Annotated in this window: 16 protein-coding genes; 7 read left to right on the top strand and 9 right to left on the bottom strand. The window is 55.7% G+C overall.

Translation table 11 applies throughout. From position 1 onward, the window contains the following. Positions 1–144: 144 nt before the first annotated feature. Positions 145–1,164, bottom strand: coding sequence for an inner membrane protein YhjD (yhjD, locus tag HFD95_RS20770; RefSeq protein ID WP_010671463.1), 1,020 nt, complete (start codon positions 1,162–1,164; stop codon positions 145–147). A 45-nt stretch (positions 1,165–1,209) separates the two neighbouring features. Next, positions 1,210–2,109: a LysR family transcriptional regulator gene (locus tag HFD95_RS20765; protein ID WP_167430671.1), complete on the bottom strand. Its 900-nt coding sequence runs from the start codon at positions 2,107–2,109 to the stop codon at positions 1,210–1,212. Positions 2,110–2,224: 115 nt separating this feature from the next. On the opposite strand from HFD95_RS20765, the gene HFD95_RS20760 reads away from it, so the two are divergent. Further along, complete coding sequence (locus HFD95_RS20760) at positions 2,225–2,983, top strand: SDR family NAD(P)-dependent oxidoreductase (protein ID WP_010671464.1); 759 nt, start codon at positions 2,225–2,227, stop codon at positions 2,981–2,983. 47 nt (positions 2,984–3,030) lie between these two features. Here the strand turns inward: HFD95_RS20760 and HFD95_RS20755 are convergent, their stop codons facing one another. Continuing rightward, a complete protein-coding gene (locus tag HFD95_RS20755) occupies positions 3,031–3,879 on the bottom strand; it encodes a PhzF family phenazine biosynthesis protein (RefSeq protein WP_010253539.1) in 849 nt (282 codons plus the stop codon). 107 nt (positions 3,880–3,986) lie between these two features. Here HFD95_RS20755 and HFD95_RS20750 point away from each other — a divergent pair, with 107 nt between their 5' ends. After that, positions 3,987–4,610 carry a glutathione S-transferase family protein gene (locus HFD95_RS20750; RefSeq protein WP_010253536.1) on the top strand — a complete coding sequence of 208 codons (624 nt, stop codon included), beginning with the start codon at positions 3,987–3,989 and terminating at the stop codon, positions 4,608–4,610. Here the strand turns inward: HFD95_RS20750 and HFD95_RS20745 are convergent. Next, entirely contained in the window at positions 4,577–6,064 is a 1,488-nt protein-coding gene (locus tag HFD95_RS20745; RefSeq protein ID WP_022623956.1) for a PLP-dependent aminotransferase family protein, read from the bottom strand. The two genes, HFD95_RS20750 and HFD95_RS20745, sit on opposite strands and share 34 nt — an antisense overlap. Before the next feature lie 134 nt (positions 6,065–6,198). Here HFD95_RS20745 and HFD95_RS20740 point away from each other — a divergent pair, with 134 nt between their 5' ends. Beyond that, entirely contained in the window at positions 6,199–6,786 is a 588-nt protein-coding gene (locus HFD95_RS20740; protein ID WP_031593770.1) for a LysE family translocator, read from the top strand. Here HFD95_RS20740 and HFD95_RS20735 read toward each other — a convergent pair. The 3 genes from HFD95_RS20735 to HFD95_RS20725 form a co-directional block, all read right to left on the bottom strand. Next, complete coding sequence (locus HFD95_RS20735; protein WP_167430670.1) at positions 6,783–9,167, bottom strand: phosphoketolase; 2,385 nt, start codon at positions 9,165–9,167, stop codon at positions 6,783–6,785. The two genes, HFD95_RS20740 and HFD95_RS20735, sit on opposite strands and share 4 nt — an antisense overlap. 126 nt (positions 9,168–9,293) lie before the next feature. Next, on the bottom strand, positions 9,294–10,910 hold the full coding sequence (gene mqo, locus HFD95_RS20730; RefSeq protein WP_167430669.1) for a malate dehydrogenase (quinone): 1,617 nt from the start codon (positions 10,908–10,910) through the stop codon (positions 9,294–9,296). 511 nt (positions 10,911–11,421) lie between these two features. Then, on the bottom strand, positions 11,422–11,877 hold the full coding sequence (locus tag HFD95_RS20725) for a carboxymuconolactone decarboxylase family protein (RefSeq protein WP_010253523.1): 456 nt from the start codon (positions 11,875–11,877) through the stop codon (positions 11,422–11,424). A 59-nt stretch (positions 11,878–11,936) separates the two neighbouring features. Between HFD95_RS20725 and HFD95_RS20720 the strand changes: the two genes are divergently transcribed. After that, positions 11,937–13,373: a PLP-dependent aminotransferase family protein gene (locus HFD95_RS20720; protein ID WP_064691006.1), complete on the top strand. Its 1,437-nt coding sequence runs from the start codon at positions 11,937–11,939 to the stop codon at positions 13,371–13,373. Here the strand turns inward: HFD95_RS20720 and HFD95_RS20715 are convergent. Further along, positions 13,363–13,605 (bottom strand): DUF1158 domain-containing protein, encoded by a 243-nt coding sequence (locus HFD95_RS20715; protein WP_010253517.1) that lies wholly within the window; start codon positions 13,603–13,605, stop codon positions 13,363–13,365. The genes HFD95_RS20720 and HFD95_RS20715 overlap by 11 nt on opposite strands. Before the next feature lie 316 nt (positions 13,606–13,921). Between HFD95_RS20715 and mntP the strand changes: the two genes are divergently transcribed. Together mntP and azuC are read left to right on the top strand one after the other, a co-directional pair. Then, positions 13,922–14,497, top strand: a complete 576-nt coding sequence (gene mntP, locus HFD95_RS20710) for a manganese efflux pump MntP (protein WP_167430668.1) — start codon at positions 13,922–13,924, stop codon at positions 14,495–14,497. Between the two features lie 117 nt (positions 14,498–14,614). Continuing rightward, positions 14,615–14,692, top strand: a complete 78-nt coding sequence (gene azuC / locus HFD95_RS22335; RefSeq protein ID WP_111534772.1) for a stress response protein AzuC — start codon at positions 14,615–14,617, stop codon at positions 14,690–14,692. A 323-nt stretch (positions 14,693–15,015) separates the two neighbouring features. Here azuC and HFD95_RS20700 read toward each other — a convergent pair whose 3' ends face one another. Further along, a complete protein-coding gene (locus HFD95_RS20700; protein ID WP_060681292.1) occupies positions 15,016–15,921 on the bottom strand; it encodes a LysR family transcriptional regulator in 906 nt (301 codons plus the stop codon). A 168-nt stretch (positions 15,922–16,089) separates the two neighbouring features. On the opposite strand from HFD95_RS20700, the gene HFD95_RS20695 reads away from it, so the two are divergent. Continuing rightward, complete coding sequence (locus tag HFD95_RS20695) at positions 16,090–17,103, top strand: NAD(P)-dependent alcohol dehydrogenase (RefSeq protein ID WP_060681279.1); 1,014 nt, start codon at positions 16,090–16,092, stop codon at positions 17,101–17,103. The last annotated feature ends 85 nt before the right edge of the window (positions 17,104–17,188 follow it).

The following is a 17,188-nucleotide window of genomic DNA, read 5'->3' as shown; positions in this document are numbered from 1 at the left end:
TGTCGGGTGATACCGGGGTAATCCGGACGATATCTGGCGGGATACTCTACGAAAGGGCTAAATAAAAGTGACCCCTCAGCTATTCATCCTGTTATCTGGTTAAAAAATAGCCGAGGGATAATATTTTCCGCTGTTGTTAACGGATTACGATGATTTGTGTCGTGACGCGCTGCCCGCTTCAGGCATTTGTGGGTCGTCTTTATATTTGGCGGTGGCGATCCACGCCGCACAGAACAGCGTCAGACGGGCGAAGAAGTAGAAAAACGCCATCAGGCCGAGCACGGAACCAAAGGCCGCACCGGAAGGCGAGGTCGCCAGCTTCGGCAGCGTTAGCGTCATCACAAACTTGATCACCTCAAAACCGATTGCCGCCAGCAGCGTGCCGCGGAACAATGCTTTCTTACGCGGCTTATGACGCGGCAGGATCCAGAAAATCCACAGGAACAGCAGATAGTTAGCCATAACGGAAATCGAGGTGGCAATAATGGTCAGGGCGGGCCGTAACCAGTCGATGCCATCCAGCCCCAGTGCGCTGACGATCATTGCCTGCGCCGAACCGGCTACCGAGGTCAGCGACAGCGTAATTACCAGCGCCAGCATCAGACCGGTCAGCGACAGGAAATCGCGAATATAACGCTTCCAGATCTTCTCTTTGTCATCCGGTTTGCGTTCCCACACGTCGCGCGACTGGGCACGAATCGCTTCGCGCAGGTTACCCATCCAGTTAAGACCGGAGTAGAGCGCCAGCAGTAAACCGGTAATACCCACGGTGGCACGCTGCTGAATGGCGGTATTTACCGTATTCTTCAGCGTGGTGGCCAGCGTCGGGTCGCTGATGCTGCTGACGATTTTGTTGATGATATCGGTCAGCAGATCCTGGTTCGATGCCAGCACAAAACCCACGGCGGCAAACGACACCATCAGAATGGGGATCAGCGATAAAAAAGAGAAATAGGTAATGGCCGCGCCAAACTGGCTGCCGAGCCGATCATTAAAGCGGTCAAGGGCGCGAATAAAATGCGCCACTGCCGGGATCGCCTGAAACCAGGCGGCAAAACGCGACACGCGCACTATCGAATGATCAACCGTCTCGTTGCCGGTTTTAATATCGATAAGTGGCTTTTGCGGCTGCGTATCCTGTGGGTTTTCCTGCTTGTCTGTCATAGACCTTCACTGTCCTGTTTATCATTAAAATCAAAGTATAGCCGCTCAGGTGACGTACTCCTGTAACACCTGACTCAGCCACTCCATAAAAACCCGCACGCGACGCGCCACATTGCGCCGGTGCGGATAGAGCAGGTGGATCGGCATCGGTCTGGCGGGAAAGCGATGCAGCACTTCTACCAGCTCGCCTCTTTCCAGTAATGTCTGAATCCCGGCGGCAGGCACCTGAATAATGCCTAACCCCGCCAGACAGGCGGCGCGATAGGTTTCGGTGCTGTTCACGGTGACCACACCGCCGGTGTGAACATAGTGACACTGCCTGCCATCAAAATATTCAAAACCCGGTGAGGCCTGACCCAGTTGCTGGCTGTAATGCACCATCGCATGCTGCGACAGCTCTTCCAGCCGGATCGGCATGCCGAAACGCGAAAGGTAGCCAGGGCTGGCGCAGTTGATCAAGGTATGGGTACCAATTTTTCGCGCAATCAGGCCAGAATCTTTGAGCTCACCGACGCGGATTACGCAGTCAAACCCTTCCCTGATCACATCTACCTGACGGTCGCTGCTGCTCAGCTCAATCTCTACGCCGGGGTAGTGCTGCAAAAATTCCGGCAGCCGTGGCAGGATAAAACTGGTGGCCATGGCCACAGACATATCAATCCGGAGTTTACCGCTGAGCGAGGCAGGCTCGTGCTGGAACAGGCTGTCCATATCGTCAATCATCGACAATAAATCCAGACAGCGATCGTAATAGACCAACCCGTCCTGGGTTAGTTGCACCCGGCGCGTGGTGCGATGCAGCAAACGTGTTGCCATTTGATTCTCCAGCGCCTGTATCTGCCGCGAAACGCTGCCTTTGGGGACACCTAAACTCTCTGCCGCGCGGGTAAAACTGCCCATTTCGGCCACCCGCACAAACACCTGCATTGCTTGAATTTTGTCCATGTTGTTCACCGATTGTTGTTTTTATTGAAACAGTGATGCGCATTTAACACTGTTTATAGATCAATAATTCGCGAATATCCTTAACCTGTGTTCAATTTTTCAACAGGTGCGAGAGATGAATCAGAAAGTGGCGTTAATTACCGGTGCAAACCGCGGTTTAGGCCGCAATGGCGCGTTAAAACTGGCGGCCAGGGGGACAGACATTATCCTGACTTACCGCAGCCATGCCGATGAGGCACAGACGGTGGTGAAGGAGATTGAGGCGCTGGGACGGCGTGCAGTGGCGCTGGCGCTGGACGTCGGCGAAACCGGTCAGTTCGATCGTTTTGTCGGCCAGGTGAAAGAGGCACTGCAACAGCAGTGGCAGCGTGAGCGCTTTGACTATTTAGTGAACAACGCCGGACACGGACACTACAAGCCGTTTACCGACACCACCGAGGCGGAATTTGATGCGCTGGTTAATGTGCATTTCAAAGGGCCTTACTTCCTGACCCAGAAGCTGCTGCCGCTGATCAACGACGGTGGCCGCATCCTGAATATCTCCAGCGGTCTGACCCGGCTGATCTATCCTGGCTCCTCGACCTATGCGTCAATGAAAGGGGCGATGGAGGTACTGACGCGCTATCAGGCGAAGGAGCTGGGCGAACGGCGCATTCGCGTTAATATCCTGGCACCTGGCGCGATAGAGACCGACTTTGGCGGTGGCCGGGTGCGCGATACCCCCGAGATTAACCATCAGATTGCCGGGCTGACGGCGCTGGGCCGGGTCGGACTGCCGGACGATATCGGCGACGCCATCAGCGCGATCCTCAGTGACGAAACCGGCTGGATCACCGCTCAGCGTATTGAAGCCTCAGGCGGGCAGGGGATTTAACCGCTGGTGGCGTCGCGGAAAGCACCCCGCGACGTCGCCGCCGCCTTTTACAGCGTAATGGTGCCATCGATAACGGTAACGGTATTACCGCCAATCCAGATGGTTTCACCATTAAAGGTTACGTTCACCCGACCGGCACGCTGCAGGGCAGTACCCTGACGCACGCGATAGGAGGTGGTATGGCCTGCGGCTGCAAAATACCGCGCCAGACAGGCGTTGGCGCTGCCGGTCACCGGATCTTCGGTCAGGCTGCCATTTTCCACCAGCAGGCCACGCACTTCATACTGTTCATGCTCGCCCGAGGGCAAACGGCCAAAGGGCATCACGCCCGAGACACCCGCATGTTTAATCAGGCGCTGCAAATCGCTGACATTGGGCTGCAGCGCCAGCACGGCCTCGGCGCTGACCATCGGCACCAGCAGCCAGCGGATACCCATATCCACCACGGTCGGGCTTTGCGTCAGATCGAATGCATCGCTGTTTAAGGCGTTACCCATCAGCGCATCCTGCCATGGCATCAGGGTGGCAGCTGGCGCGGCAAAGGCCAGTCCGCCCGTCTCATTAATCTTCACCGTCACGTTACCGACGCCGCACTCCTGCACGATTTCACCCGGCGTACGGGTTGGCCAGCCCGCCTCCAGCAGCGCGTGTGCGGTGCCCAGCGTTGGGTGACCGGCAAACGGCAGTTCGCCTTCCACGGTAAAAATACGCACCCGGTAGTCCGCCTCTTCATGTTGTGGCGGCAGCACAAAGGTGGTTTCCGACAGGTTAGTCCAGCGGGCAATCGCCGCCAGCTGGCTGTCGCTCAACCCCTGAGCATCCATAATCACCGCCAGCGGATTGCCATTAAAGGCTGCTGAGGTAAACACATCGACTTGCTTAAACGCGACCTTCATGATGACTCCTTGCGATTGGGTTCAGTGCGGCCTTTTCTCTGCCGGATGATTGCTTATAACAGCTAACAGCGTTATCAATAAGTTAAAGATTTTACCGGAGACTGTGAATGCTAACGATCCTGGGACGCGCCTCCTCAATCAACGTGCGCAAAGTATTATGGCTGTGTGACGAGCTTGACCTTGATTACCAGCGCGAAGAGTGGGGCGACGGATTCCGCTCAACGCACCTGCCCGAATTCATGGCACTCAACCCCAATGCGATGGTGCCGGTACTGAAAGATGATGACTTTGTGATGTGGGAATCCAACGCCATCCTGCGCTATCTGGCGAACGCCTATGGCGGCGAGTGGCTCTATCCTCATCATCCGCAAACGCGTGCGCCTGTCGATCAGTGGATGGACTGGCAGTCCACTGAACTCAACACCTCATGGCGCTACGCATTTATGTCGCTGGTGCGAAATTCACCGGCTCATCAGGATCCACGTCTGCTGGCCGCGGCCAGCAAAGGCTGGGCACACACCATGAGCATTCTCAATCAGCAGCTGGAAAAAACCGGTCGTTACGTTGCCGGACGTAATTTCACGCTGGCAGACATTCCGATTGGTCTGGCGGTGAACCGCTGGTTTGAAACGCCGCTCGAACACCCTGATTATCCGGCGGTACGCACCTATTACGAACGCCTGACTGAACGCCACGGCTATACCGTCTGGGGCCGCAACGGTACACCCTGAGCCTCGCCGCAGGATACTCCCGCCAGTTCACAGGCGATTTCGCCCGCGCGTCTGATCGCCCAGCTGTAGCGCGCATCAAACGGATAGCAGCAGGAGAGGCGCAGTGCATGGTTGTAGCGCTCGCTCAGCGAATAGAGCGCGCCGGGCGTGACGCAAATCTGCTCCTGCAGCAGCCGATCAAACATCTCGGTGGTATTTACGCCGCCCGGTAACTCGACCCAGAAGACGAAGCCACCGCGCGGCAGCGTCGCGCGGGTGCCCTCCGGGAAGTAGCGGGCGATCAGCCCCCGCGCCTCATCCAGGTTGGCCGCGTAGCGACGGCGCAGCGTGCGCAGATGGTGGTCATAACCGCCGGAAGCAAGAAACTCCGCCAGCGTTTCAGAGAGCAGGGCGGATTCTGCCATCGACGACACCGCTTTCAGTCGGGCAATCGCATCATGAAAACGGCCAGCGGCGGTCCAGCCAATACGGAAATCGGGCGCCACGGTTTTGGTGAAGCTGGTGCAGTAGATCACCCAGCCGTCGCGATCAAAGGCTTTTACCGCGGGCGAGAGCGGCCAGTCGAACTGTAACTCGTCATACAGCCCATCTTCTATCAGCGGAACGTGGTAAGTATTCACTAACTTCGCCAGCCGCTTCTTGTTCTCCAGCGACATGCCGCAGCCCAGCGGGTTCTGCGCGCTCGGCATCGCAATCAGCGCCTTAATTCGCTGCTCCTGAAGCAGCATCTCCAGCGCATCCAGCGACAGCCCATGCTGCGGATCGGTGGGGATTTCCAGCGCCTTAAGGCCCAGTGAAGCCAGCAGCGGGAAGAGGAAAAAGTAGGTTGGCGACTCCAGTCCGACGCAGTCGCCGGGCTGCGTGACCGCCCGCAACGCCAGCTGAAGCGCCTCCATGCAGCCGTGAGTAAGAGTGATCTCATCGGCGGTGAGCGTCTGTCCGGCGTGCAGCGCCCGTCGCGCAATCTCCTCCCGTAAGCGCTCACTACCGGGCGGAAGCGCATAGCGCCCAATCATGTTCGGATGACGGCGCAGCAGTGAGGCGGTAATCCGGGCAATACGTGCCGCAGGAAACAGCTCGCTATCCTGGGGACAGGCCAGGGAAATATTGATGTAGTCGGGATGGTTCTGCGCCGCAAATACCTTATCGATCAGGTCGAGCTTGCTGCTGCTGGGGTCGCGTACCCGGGTTTTATGCTGACCATGGCGGGTCACGGCGGGCAACACGCCGCGCACGTAATAGCCCGACTGGGGACGCGCCTCAATCAGCCCGCGATCTTCCAGTAACTGCCAGGCATTCAGTACCGTATTGACGCTGACCTGATGTGACTGGGCTACGCGGCGGATCGCCGGCAGACGTTTGCCGGGTTTCAGCGTGCCCTGATGGATAGCCTCAGCGAAGCTGTCTGCCAGCTGCTGATAGAGCGGCTGATCGGAAGTGGGAGCAAGGGACACAGTAGCCTCCGGATTGGATGGGTACAATTGCTGTTAACGGGAACTGTAACCATAACAATAGAGATTTTGTGTCACTGTTACCATCCCTTTTCCCGCCGTAGCATAGAACTCTGTCTGTTTTCAGGAGAGTCACCATGCTCGATCCCTCTTTCTTCAGTTACGTTACCGTCATGTCGATTACGCCAGGCCCGAACAATCTGCTGCTGGCGACCTCAGGCGTCAATTTCGGCATGCGCCGCACGCTGCCGATGGTGTTTGGCATACTGGTAGGTTGTGCGCTGCAAACGGTGATCGCCGGCGTCGCACTGGAGGTCTTACTGCACTGGATGGCGGCGATTCGCCTGCCGCTGACGCTGGCAGGCTGTGCCTATCTGTTGTGGCTGTCATGGAAGATTTTCCGTGCGGCAGCACCTGAAGTGCGCAGCAAGCCGCAGCCCATGACGCTGCTGGGCGGTGCCTGTTTCCAGGCGATCAATCCCAAAGCCTGGCTGATGGCGACCAATGTGGCGCTGTTGTACAGCGCCAGCAGCGGCGTGCTGACGGTGATGATCGGCTTTATGCTGCTGAACCTGCCCTGCATTCTGATCTGGGCTGCGCTGGGCGATCGCCTGCGCAGCCATCTGCAGATTGCCTGGAAGCGTCAGTTATTTAACAGCCTGATGGCGCTGTCGCTGGTGGCGACTACCATCTGGATGCTGACCGACGCCTTGCTGGCCGCTTAATCGGGTGCACCAGGTGCAGTGGCCGACGGCCATTTCCAGTTCTGCACCTCCGGCACATCTTCACCGTGTTCACGCACATAGCGATGATGTTCAGCGATGCGCTCCTGCAGATCGTCCAGCAGCTCAGGATGCGCATCGGCCAGGCCAGGCACGCGAAGAATCGCCTCCTGCGCCAGATGATAGCGGTCAAGCTCGTTCAGCACCGTCATATCAAATGGCGTGGTGGTGGTTCCCTCTTCATTAAAGCCGCGCACATGGAAGTTGCGGTGGTTAGTTCGCGAATAGGTCAGGCGATGTATCAGCGTCGGATAGCCGTGGAAGGCGAAGATCACCGGTCTATCCGGGGTAAACAGCGCGTCGAATTCCGCATCAGATTTGCCATGCGGATGCTGATCCTGCGGCTGCAGCGCCAGAAGATCGACCACGTTCACCACGCGGATACGCAGTTCGGGCAGCATACCGCGCAGCAGATCCACCGCCGCCATCGTCTCCATGGTCGGCACATCACCGGCACAGGCCATCACCACATCCGGCTCCTCATGCTCTGGGGTGGTGCCCGCCCAGCGCCACTCGCCCATGCCCGCTTCACAATGGGTCACCGCACTCGCCATATCCAGCCACTGCGGCGCAGGCTGCTTGCCCGCCACAATCACATTGATGCGGTCCCAGGTGCGCAGGCAGTGATCGCCAACCCACAGCAGCGTATTGGCATCGGGCGGCAGATAGATGCGCACAATGTCCGCTTTTTTATTGGCAACGTGATCGATAAAGCCCGGATCCTGATGGCTGTAGCCATTGTGATCCTGTCGCCAGACGTGTGAAGAGAGCAGATAGTTCAGCGACGAGATCGGCTTACGCCAGCCCAGTTTACGCGACACTTTCAGCCACTTGGCGTGCTGGTTAAACATCGAATCGACGATGTGGATAAAAGCTTCATAACAGTTAAACAGCCCGTGGCGGCCGGTCAGCAGATAGCCCTCAAGCCAGCCCTGACACTGATGCTCACTGAGAATTTCCATCACCCGGCCATCACGCGCCAGCTGCTCATCGTAAGGCTCAGTACGTTCCAGCCAGGTACGGCTGGTCACGTCGAAGACCGGCGTCAGGCGGTTAGAGGCGGTTTCATCCGGGCCAAACAGGCGGAAATTATCGCGGTTGCGCTGGAACAGCACGCTGAGATAGCGGCCCAGATGCTCAGTGGCCTGCGCCATCTGTGCGCCTGGCTCGCTGACATCGCAGGCAAACTCCGCGAGTTCAGGCGCATCCAGCTCACGGCGCAACAGGCCGCCATTGGCATAAGGGGAAGACCCCATGCGTTTATCACCTTCCGGTGCCAGCGCCTGCAGTTCCGGCTTTAAGCGACCCTGTTCATCAAACAGGTCGTCTGGCTGATAACTCCGCATCCACGTCTCAAGGATCTGGCGATGTCCTTCATCTTCACGACAGGCCGCGACCGGCACCTGATGCGCCCGCCAGAAATCCTCCACTTTCTTTCCGTCGACCGTTTTGGGGCCGGTCCAGCCTTTGGGACTGCGAAGAATAATCATCGGCCAGCGCGGCACCCCGGTGGTGGCTTTGCCCTGGCGCGCCTCGCGCTGATAAGCGGCGATTTTACTGAAGGCACTATCCAGCGCCTCCGCCATCAGCGGATGCATTTTTTCAGGCTCATGCCCGCAGACGAACAGCGGCTCATAGCCGTAGCCACTGAACAACTGGTGCAAATCTTCATCGCTGCTGCGACCCAGCAGCGTCGGGTTGGCGATTTTGTAGCCATTGAGGTGCAGAATCGGCAGGACCGCGCCGTCACGTTCAGGATTCAGGAATTTAATGCCGTGCCAGCTGGAGGCCAGTGGACCGGTCTCCGCTTCGCCGTCGCCAATCACGCAGGGTACAACCAGTTCGGGATTATCGAAGGCCGCGCCAAACGCATGGGAGAGCGAATAGCCCAGCTCACCGCCTTCATTAATCGAGCCAGGCGTTTCCGGTGCCGCGTGACTGGGAATGCCCCCCGGAAAGGAGAACTGTTTGAACAGACGCTGCATGCCCGCCGCATCCTGCGTGATGTGCGGATAAATTTCGCTGTAGCTGCCCTCAAGCCAGGTATTCGCCACCATGCCGGGGCCGCCATGTCCTGGTCCGCAGATGTAGATCATATCCAGGTTTTGCTTCCGGATAACGCGGTTGAGGTGGGCATAGATAAAATTCAGGCCTGGCGTAGTGCCCCAGTGACCCAGCAGACGCGGTTTAATGTGTTCAGGCCTGAGTGGCTCACGCAACAGCGGGTTATCCATCAGGTAAATTTGTCCGACGGAGAGGTAGTTTGCTGCCCGCCAGTAGCGGTCGAGCAGCGTGAATTCCGGTGAAGCAGGGGAATAAGACATGCAGTTTCCTCCTGATCGTGCAGCTAAAAGATGCCTTAACCCTAATAGAGAATGCCCGGATCGACCAGGTAACCGGCCAATAAAAAAGGCCCCGCAGTGCGGAGCCTTTTTATCAATGGCGCTGAATTATTTGCCGACGACGAACGCGGTTTCCCGTCCTTCATCGTTTGCTGCCATCGGGGTAACCGGCGAATAGTCGAGCTGCAGAATCCGGCTGGTTTCGGCTAACACTTTCTCTGTCAGCGCTACGTCGCCGTTCAGCTTACGTCCCCAGGATGGGATCACCGCACGGATTTTGTTCTGCCATTCCGGCGAAGCCATCTGCTCAGGACAGACCTTGTGCAGCAGCTCCAGCATGATCGGTGCCGCCGTAGAGGCGCCAGGCGATGCACCCAGCAGTGCTGAAATCGAGCCATCCTGTGAGGCGACCACTTCGGTGCCCAGGCGTAACACGGCGCCCTCTTTTTCATCTTTCTTGATGATCTGCACACGCTGACCGGCAGTCACTAAGCGCCAGTCCTCCTGCTTCGCCTGCGGCACATAGGCGCGCAGGGCATCCATCCGGTCGCGATCGCTTTGCAGCACCTGATCCATCAGGTATTTCACCAGATCAAAACTTTTCAGCCCCACTTTCACCATCGGCAGCATATTGCTGCTGTTCAGTGAGGTGAACATATCCATCAGCGAACCCTGCTTCAGGAACTTAGTCGAGAAGGTGGCGAACGGGCCAAACAGCAGCACCTGCTTGCCATCCAGCACGCGGGTGTCGACGTGCGGCACGGACATCGGCGGTGCACCGACGCTGGCTTTGCCATAGACCTTGGCCATGTGCTGCGCGACGACCTGCGGATTTTCCGTTACCAGGAATGAACCGCCCACCGGGAAACCAGCGTAACCGTTGGCTTCCGGGATGCCAGCCTTCTGCAACAGCGGTAACGCTGCGCCGCCAGCACCGATAAATATTCTACCCGCCGTCAGTGTGCGACGTGTGCCGCTGTTCAGACACTGCAGCGTCACCTGCCAGCGACCGTCGGCGAGCTGCTTCAGCTCACGCACTTCCTGGCGCAGACGCAGCTGGAAATTCGCTCTCTTCTCTAACGAGGCGATCAGCTGACGGGTGATTTCACCGAAGTTCACGTCGGTGCCCATCTCCGTCCAGGTCGCGGCTACTTTCTGGCTGCGGTCACGGCCATTCATCACCAGTGGGATCCAGCGGGCAATCTGCTGCGGATCTTCGGAGTAGGTCATGCCACGGAACAGGGTACTTTTCTGCAGCGCCTTAAAGCGCTTGCGCAGGAAGTCGACATTGTCGTCACCCCAGACAAAGCTCATGTGCGGCGTGCTATGAATAAAGCTTTTAGGGTTGCGCAGGTTGCCTTTCTGAACCTGATAAGCCCAGAACTGGCGGGAAATCTGGAACGATTCGTTGATCGTTACCGCTTTAGAGATGTCGATGCTGCCATCCGCCTGCTGAGGCGTATAGTTCAGCTCTGCCAGCGCCGCATGACCGGTGCCCGCGTTATTCCAGCCGTTGGACGACTCTTCGGCCACGCTATCCAGCCGCTCCACCATTTCGATGGACCAGTCCGGCTCTAAATCCTGCAGCCACGCGCCGAGGGTGGCGCTCATCACACCTGCGCCAATCAGCAGCACGTCAACGTCTTTGCGCTCCTGCGCGGTAGTAGTGGTGTCCTTTGCCATGGCACTCATCGCGAGCGCAAGGTTTACAGCTGAATTGCACATGAGGCGACATCTCCTCTTCTGTTGACCTGAAGCCCAACAGTTTTGCAGGCGAAATAGTCACGCTTCTTACGAGCGCGTTGCGCTATTTCTCAAAGGTTAAGTCTCAGGTATAGGGTTAAAGCGGTAATAACGCGTTAACTGCACGTTATGCTTTGTCATCTGAATATAACATTCTCGCATCTGAATTAAACATTTGTTTATTTTTTAAATGCAGAAATGATTCAGCATTAGAATTAATCATCAGGGCCAGCGGCGTATTAGGGATTTTTTAGTGTTAAGTCAGTGGGTTAACGGAAATGGCATGTTGCTGAAAAGCCCCATACTGGTGCAACGACGGAATGGATATGAACCGTGCGGAATTATTTAATCCGCTGAAATTTAGCGATTTATTATGCAGTAAGGAATAACGGGAATCGGGGGAAGAGAGGCTGAAAGGCTGCTTGTGTAAAAATAATGTTACATTTTTGTGAGTCTGAAAATGCGTGCACACCGGCGCACGCATCGGATTCACTTATGACTGACTGGCGCTGACGGGCAACTTTTTCAGACTTATCGCCATGCGGTTGTAGGTGTTCATCAGACCAATCGCGATGTTCAGATCGACAATCTCTTTTTCACTGAAGTGCGCTTTCAGTGCGGTATAGCGGTCGTCTGGCGCACCCTGCTGAGCAATCAGGGTCAGGCATTCAGCCCAGTGCAGGGCAGCCTTCTCTTTATCACTGAACAGCGTACCGGATTCCTGCCAGACCGAGGTCAGCACGATCTTATCCCAGCCCATGCCCGCTTTATTCAGTGCTTTGGTATGTAAATCAATGCAGTAGGCACAGCCATTAATCTGCGATATGCGCAGGAACAGCAGTTCCAGTAAAGTGAGCGGCAGATCGGTTTGTGCCAGATAACTGTATACGCCGCCCAGCGCTTTCATGCCTGCCGGTGCTGCACTGTGAAAATCGATACGTTCGCTCATCTTATTGCCTCATTCAGGGTTGATAAGGCGATTTTCAGCCTTTCAATGGAGCAGATAAAGTGCCAAAAAATGAGAGTCTGACTGGTCCATCGCCGCTTTCCACGCTGACACTGCAGCGCGGCGCGTCACGTGGCCTCAGTGAACAACTGCGCCAGCTGATCGAACAGGCGATTGGTGAAGGTCGTTTACAACCTGGCGCACGTCTGCCTTCCTGCCGCGATCTGGCCGCTCAGCTCGGCGTGGCGCGTGGCACCGTTCGCGCCAGTTATGACATGCTGGTTGATGGTCAGTTTCTGCAGGCCAGAGGCGCAGCGGGTACCTTCGTCAGCCCATTACCGCCGTTAAAACCGGTCAATGCCGAGGCTGAACGCCAGCTGCTGGAGGGTGCAGAGGAGTATGAAGCGCCACCGCTGACCTTCCAGATGGGCATTCCTGCCAGCGATGCATTCCCGGCCAAAGTCTGGCTGCGCATTCTGCAGCGTCAGACGCGCATGCAGGTCAGCAGACCGGCCAGCTATCCCGATCCCCGCGGAAGCTTAGCGTTGCGGCAGGCGCTGGTGGCCTACCTGGCGGTGGCACGCGGCCTGCGCTGTCAGGCGGACCAGATTATTATTACCAGCGGCTATGCTGGCGCAATGGGGCTGATTGGGCTGGCGATGAATTTTCAGGGTAAAACAGCATGGCTGGAAGATCCCGGATTCTGGGTGGCGCGTCGCGCGGTTGAAGCGCTGCGCGTCACGCCGGTTGCCGTGCCGGTTGATGCCGAAGGGTTGCAGGTTGAGGCCGGGATTGCTCGCGCGCCGGATGCCGCTTTTGCGCTGGTCACACCGGGACAGCAGGCGCCGCTTGGCATGACGATGAGCCTGGCACGCCGCCATGAATTGCTTAACTGGGCCAGCCGCGCGCAGCGCTGGATTATCGAAGATGACTATCTCGGCGAGCTTCAGCCCGGCAATCGCGCCGCGCCGGCACTGGCCGCGCTCGACAGCCAGGGGCGGGTGTTGCACATCGGCACGTTCAGCAAGACGCTGACGCCGCAACTGCGGCTCGGTTTTATGGTGGTGCCACCCGCGCTGATGGCCCGATTCGGTGAGGTCTGCGCGTTGCTTTCGCCTGCCTCCTCCGGATTGCTGCACAACGCGGTGGCGGAATTTCTGCGGGATGGCCACTTTATGCGGCATCTGCGGCGCATGAAGCGCGTCTATCATGAGCGGCTGGAGCAGATGATCGCGGCGCTGCATCCTCACTTTCCTGACCTGCAACGCGCCGGGCTGGCGGTGATTGTCCGTTTACCCGCCGGTTCACCGGATCAGGTGATTGCGCAGCAGGCGGTGGAGTGGGGCATGGCGCCGTCACCGCTGTCGATCTGGTATCAGCAGGCGGATCAGCGCGGTGCGGGCCTGCTGCTGGGGGCGGCACATCTGCCACGTGAAGGTTATGCGCGCAGTGCCGAAAGGCTAAAGGCGCTGGTCGATGCGCAGGCGGTCAGCCCCTGAACCAGCGACGCCAGACAAAACGGATAACAAAAAACTCCAGTGCGCCCAGCAGCAAAAACCAGACGCAAAACACCACCGTGTAGAGCTGATTCAGGTCCTGCAAATGGAACATCTGCAACAGATGCTGCGCTACCGTCACGCTAAAGGCGGGCGCGGGCAGCAGCAGCGCCGAGAGAAAGCCCAGCAGTAAAATGCCACCAGGCACGATCAACGTTTCAAAAGGGTTATTCATAACCGGTATCCCATATTTATCAGCCCGGCATTTTCCGGTAAACAGCGACACGGTTCAATGGTGGCGCGCTGCTTCGTGCGCATCCGGCATGCTGCATGGCCAGACAAATGGTCAGAAAATGCTTTGCTACCATCGACTTAGCGCCATTCATAGCGGATGATAAGAGTTATAGCCTTTGCTATACTTAAATCCCTGATTTTACTGTCTTTTTATCTTTGAGTTTGCATGGTAGACTGCGCCCACTTTTTCATAACTGAACACTTTGTGTGGTGAATTCAGCGTGAATTGCCGCTTTTTCGCCCCAGGTGAATAAATCATGACCTTTATTGCCACTTTAATTCTTGCGCTGGGTATGTCGATGGACGCGTTTGCTGCTGCGCTGGGCAAAGGTGCTACGCTGCATCGTCCCGGTTTTAAAGAAGCGCTGCGTACCGGTCTGATCTTCGGCTCTATTGAAGCACTGACGCCGCTGATTGGCTGGGCGCTTGGCCTGGCCGCCAGCCGTTACATCATGGCGTGGGATCACTGGGTGGCTTTCAGCCTGCTGGCGTTTCTGGGGGGCCGCATGATGATGGAAGGTTTCCGTCAGACTGCCGTCGCAGAGCTCTGTGAAGCCCCACAAAGCCATGGCTTTATGGTACTGGCGACCACCGCCGTAGCAACCAGCCTGGATGCCCTGGCTGTTGGTGTGGGTCTGGCTTTCCTGCAGGTGAATATCATTACTACCGCGCTGACCATTGGTGCAGCCACTACGGTGATGGCGACGACTGGCGTATTAGTCGGGCGCTTTATCGGTCCGGTCCTGGGCAAATGGGCTGAAGTGCTGGGTGGAGTCGTATTGATTGCCGTCGGCTCTACCATTCTGTTGCAGCATCTCGGCTACACCGCGTAGGGCTTTTGCACATAAAACCGCCATTTTTGTGATCTGGTTCAAATTTATTTGCTGTTAAAACGCACAGGAGCTATACTTTTTCGGTATATGTTCAACTAAATTTGAATCAGGTGTTCCATGAAACGTATTTTTAAACACGTGTTCCGCGCTTACGTTGAGACGTTCAAACACGTACCGCCGGGTGCCATGTACTAAGCACCCCGCAAGAAACCCTCGATAATCGCGGTCAGGGATCGACCTGTGATTATCACCTTTTCTGCTTTTTCTGCTTTTTCTGCCTTTGCTTCTGCTGATTTAAACCCGCGTTTTTGCACTTCGGGTGCATCCTGTTTGTTGCAACTCCTCTCCTTCTGATTTTCCCGTTATGCGTCACTTTGAGCCAGAAAAGACGTTGCTGCAGTGATCTAATCTGCCCGGGATATTTCCGGATGCCAGACAAAATGGCGGCATACCTTAAACAGGAAACAAGCACTTTTAATGGGGCACGGGATTGCCTGTGCCGAAACAAAGATTCACGGTTAACCCTGATGATTCTTCCTGAATATTTTAGTAAACCATTCGATAAAGACCCGGACCTTAGGCGGAAGATAGCGTCGGTCAGGGTAGAGTATAGAAACCGGTTTCGTCACAGTCGCATAACCCGATAATACTTCCTTCAGCTGGCCTGTTTCGAGGCAGGGCTTTAATGCCGTATATAATGCGTGAAGCATGCCGAGGCCCGCCACGCCACATGAAAGAAGGACGTCAGAATTGTTAACTCGTATGCTGCTTCCCGGATGCCGTGAAACAATTTCGCCATTCATGACAAATTTCCATTCCTGGATGTCCCGACTGTGTTCATTAAAAAAATAAATGGCTTTGTGATCTTTAAGGTCATCAGGCGTTAAAGGAGTGCCATATTTATCCAGATAAGAGGGTGCTGCACAGGTGACCATCTGCAGGCTGCCCATTCTGCGCGAAATAAAATTCGAATCAGCAAGCTCACCGAGACGAATAACACAGTCCACACCTTCTGTAATTAAATGGGTCAGGCGATCTGAAGCGGTTAAGACTATTTCAATTTCAGGATATAAAGCCTGAAACTCGCTTAATTGTGGGATCAGGATACTGTGCGCCAGCGCCAGTGGAACATCAATGCGCAGCTGGCCACGAGGTCGCTGATTTGAAGAGTAAGAAGCCATGATATCGCTGGCATCACTCAGCAGCGTTTTAGCCCGCTGATAAATTTCCTCCCCTTCAACGGTCACACTCAGACTGCGCGTGGTGCGGTGCAATAGCTTAACGCCAAGCTTGTCTTCCAGTTGTTGTACGGACTTACTGACCGCAGGGCGATGCAGCTGCAAGGCGTCAGCGGCCCGGGTGAAACTACGGAATTCAACGACGTGAACAAAAATATCCATCAATTCCAGCATGTTCGAGCGCATCATTTAACTCCGCAAATAATATTCCTGCCGAAATAGTGTATTGCGGATTATATCTCATTCCGATTGTTTCTCCTGCAGTAACACTGAAGTCCTTTTACGTGGCTTTTTACGCCTCTCTGCTTTTTTTATCATCGCCCTATTGGATGCATACACATGGGAAATGACAAAATGAAAGCATGGTTACTGAAAGATTTTGGCCTTGAAAACTTAAAGCTTGAAGAGGTGGAAACGCCTGTACCTGGTCCGGGTGAACTTCTGGTTAAAGTTGGCGCGGTGTCTCTGAACTTCAGGGATAAGGCAATAGTAGAGGGCTTCTATGAGCCTCATCTGGTTCCAAAGCCACTGATTCCTGTCTCGGATGCCACGGGCACCGTTGTTGCCACGGGACAGGGTGTATCCCGTTTTAGCACGGGTGATCGCGTTAACTCGCATCTCTATTCACGCTGGTTAGAGGGTGAACCTGCAGCCGATGAGCCAGCATGGTGTATTGGAATGCCGTTACCCGGCGGGCTGGCTGAGTACATGATCATTCATGAGGACAGCGCAGTTAAAGCGCCTGACAGCATGACAGATGAAGAAGCCTCTACACTTCCCATCGCTGCGCTTACGGCATGGTACTCGCTAATGGATATCGGCAATCTGCAGCCCGGTCAGACCGTGCTCGTACAGGGAACCGGTGGTGTATCGGTCTTCGCTGCTCAGATAGCGCATGCCTATGGTGCAAGTGTCATTGCCACCTCCAGTAACGATGCAAACCTTGAGCGCATTAAATCACTGGGAGCAGATGAAGGGATTAACTATAAAAAATACCCTGAGTGGGAAAGAAAAGTGCTTGAAATGACTGATGGTAAAGGCGCTGACGTAACGATAGATGTCGCCGGGGGCAATGGCATCAATCAGTCAATTGCTGCGACAAAAGTTGCCGGTACGATTGCTCAGGTAGGATTTCTTACCGGCCAGACAGCACAACTTGATTTGATGCCGTTAATTTTCCGTCAGACAAAAATCCGGGGCATTGCGGTTGCACCACGCTCCTCGTTTGATCGGATGAATCCGTTCCTCAATAAACATAATATTAAACCCGTCATTGAACAGGTTTACAGTTTTAATGAGGCGGTTGAAGCCTTCCGGCATCTCTCCCGTGGTGCATTTGGCAAAATCGTCATCAGAATTAGCGACTGATAACGACTTTTCATTCCTCAATTCTGGCAGTTTTTACTGACTGCCAGATACTTTTGGATCCCAATCTCACCGCGTTAAACCCCTT

Source organism: Pantoea sp. EKM10T, assembly GCF_011800685.1.
In the GTDB taxonomy this organism is placed as follows: domain Bacteria; phylum Pseudomonadota; class Gammaproteobacteria; order Enterobacterales; family Enterobacteriaceae; genus Pantoea; species Pantoea agglomerans.
Note: the sequence above shows the minus strand (reverse complement) of the source record. Positions and strands in the feature narration are given on the sequence as shown.

Bases quoted from the DNA above. Each gene is read 5' to 3' on its own strand.
- HFD95_RS20740 (WP_031593770.1), top strand. From the start codon at position 6,199: ATGCTCGATCCCTCTTTCTTCAGTTACGTTACCGTCATGTCGATTACG.
- HFD95_RS20760 (WP_010671464.1), top strand. From the start codon at position 2,225: ATGAATCAGAAAGTGGCGTTAATTACCGGTGCAAACCGCGGTTTAGGC.
- HFD95_RS20725 (WP_010253523.1), bottom strand. From the start codon at position 11,877: ATGAGCGAACGTATCGATTTTCACAGTGCAGCACCGGCAGGCATGAAA.
- azuC (WP_111534772.1), top strand. From the start codon at position 14,615: ATGAAACGTATTTTTAAACACGTGTTCCGCGCTTACGTTGAGACGTTC.
- HFD95_RS20755 (WP_010253539.1), bottom strand. From the start codon at position 3,879: ATGAAGGTCGCGTTTAAGCAAGTCGATGTGTTTACCTCAGCAGCCTTT.
- HFD95_RS20750 (WP_010253536.1), top strand. From the start codon at position 3,987: ATGCTAACGATCCTGGGACGCGCCTCCTCAATCAACGTGCGCAAAGTA.
- yhjD (WP_010671463.1), bottom strand. From the start codon at position 1,164: ATGACAGACAAGCAGGAAAACCCACAGGATACGCAGCCGCAAAAGCCA.
- HFD95_RS20765 (WP_167430671.1), bottom strand. From the start codon at position 2,109: ATGGACAAAATTCAAGCAATGCAGGTGTTTGTGCGGGTGGCCGAAATG.
- mqo (WP_167430669.1), bottom strand. From the start codon at position 10,910: ATGTGCAATTCAGCTGTAAACCTTGCGCTCGCGATGAGTGCCATGGCA.
- HFD95_RS20715 (WP_010253517.1), bottom strand. From the start codon at position 13,605: ATGAATAACCCTTTTGAAACGTTGATCGTGCCTGGTGGCATTTTACTG.
- HFD95_RS20695 (WP_060681279.1), top strand. From the start codon at position 16,090: ATGAAAGCATGGTTACTGAAAGATTTTGGCCTTGAAAACTTAAAGCTT.
- HFD95_RS20735 (WP_167430670.1), bottom strand. From the start codon at position 9,167: ATGTCTTATTCCCCTGCTTCACCGGAATTCACGCTGCTCGACCGCTAC.
- mntP (WP_167430668.1), top strand. From the start codon at position 13,922: ATGACCTTTATTGCCACTTTAATTCTTGCGCTGGGTATGTCGATGGAC.
- HFD95_RS20700 (WP_060681292.1), bottom strand. From the start codon at position 15,921: ATGCGCTCGAACATGCTGGAATTGATGGATATTTTTGTTCACGTCGTT.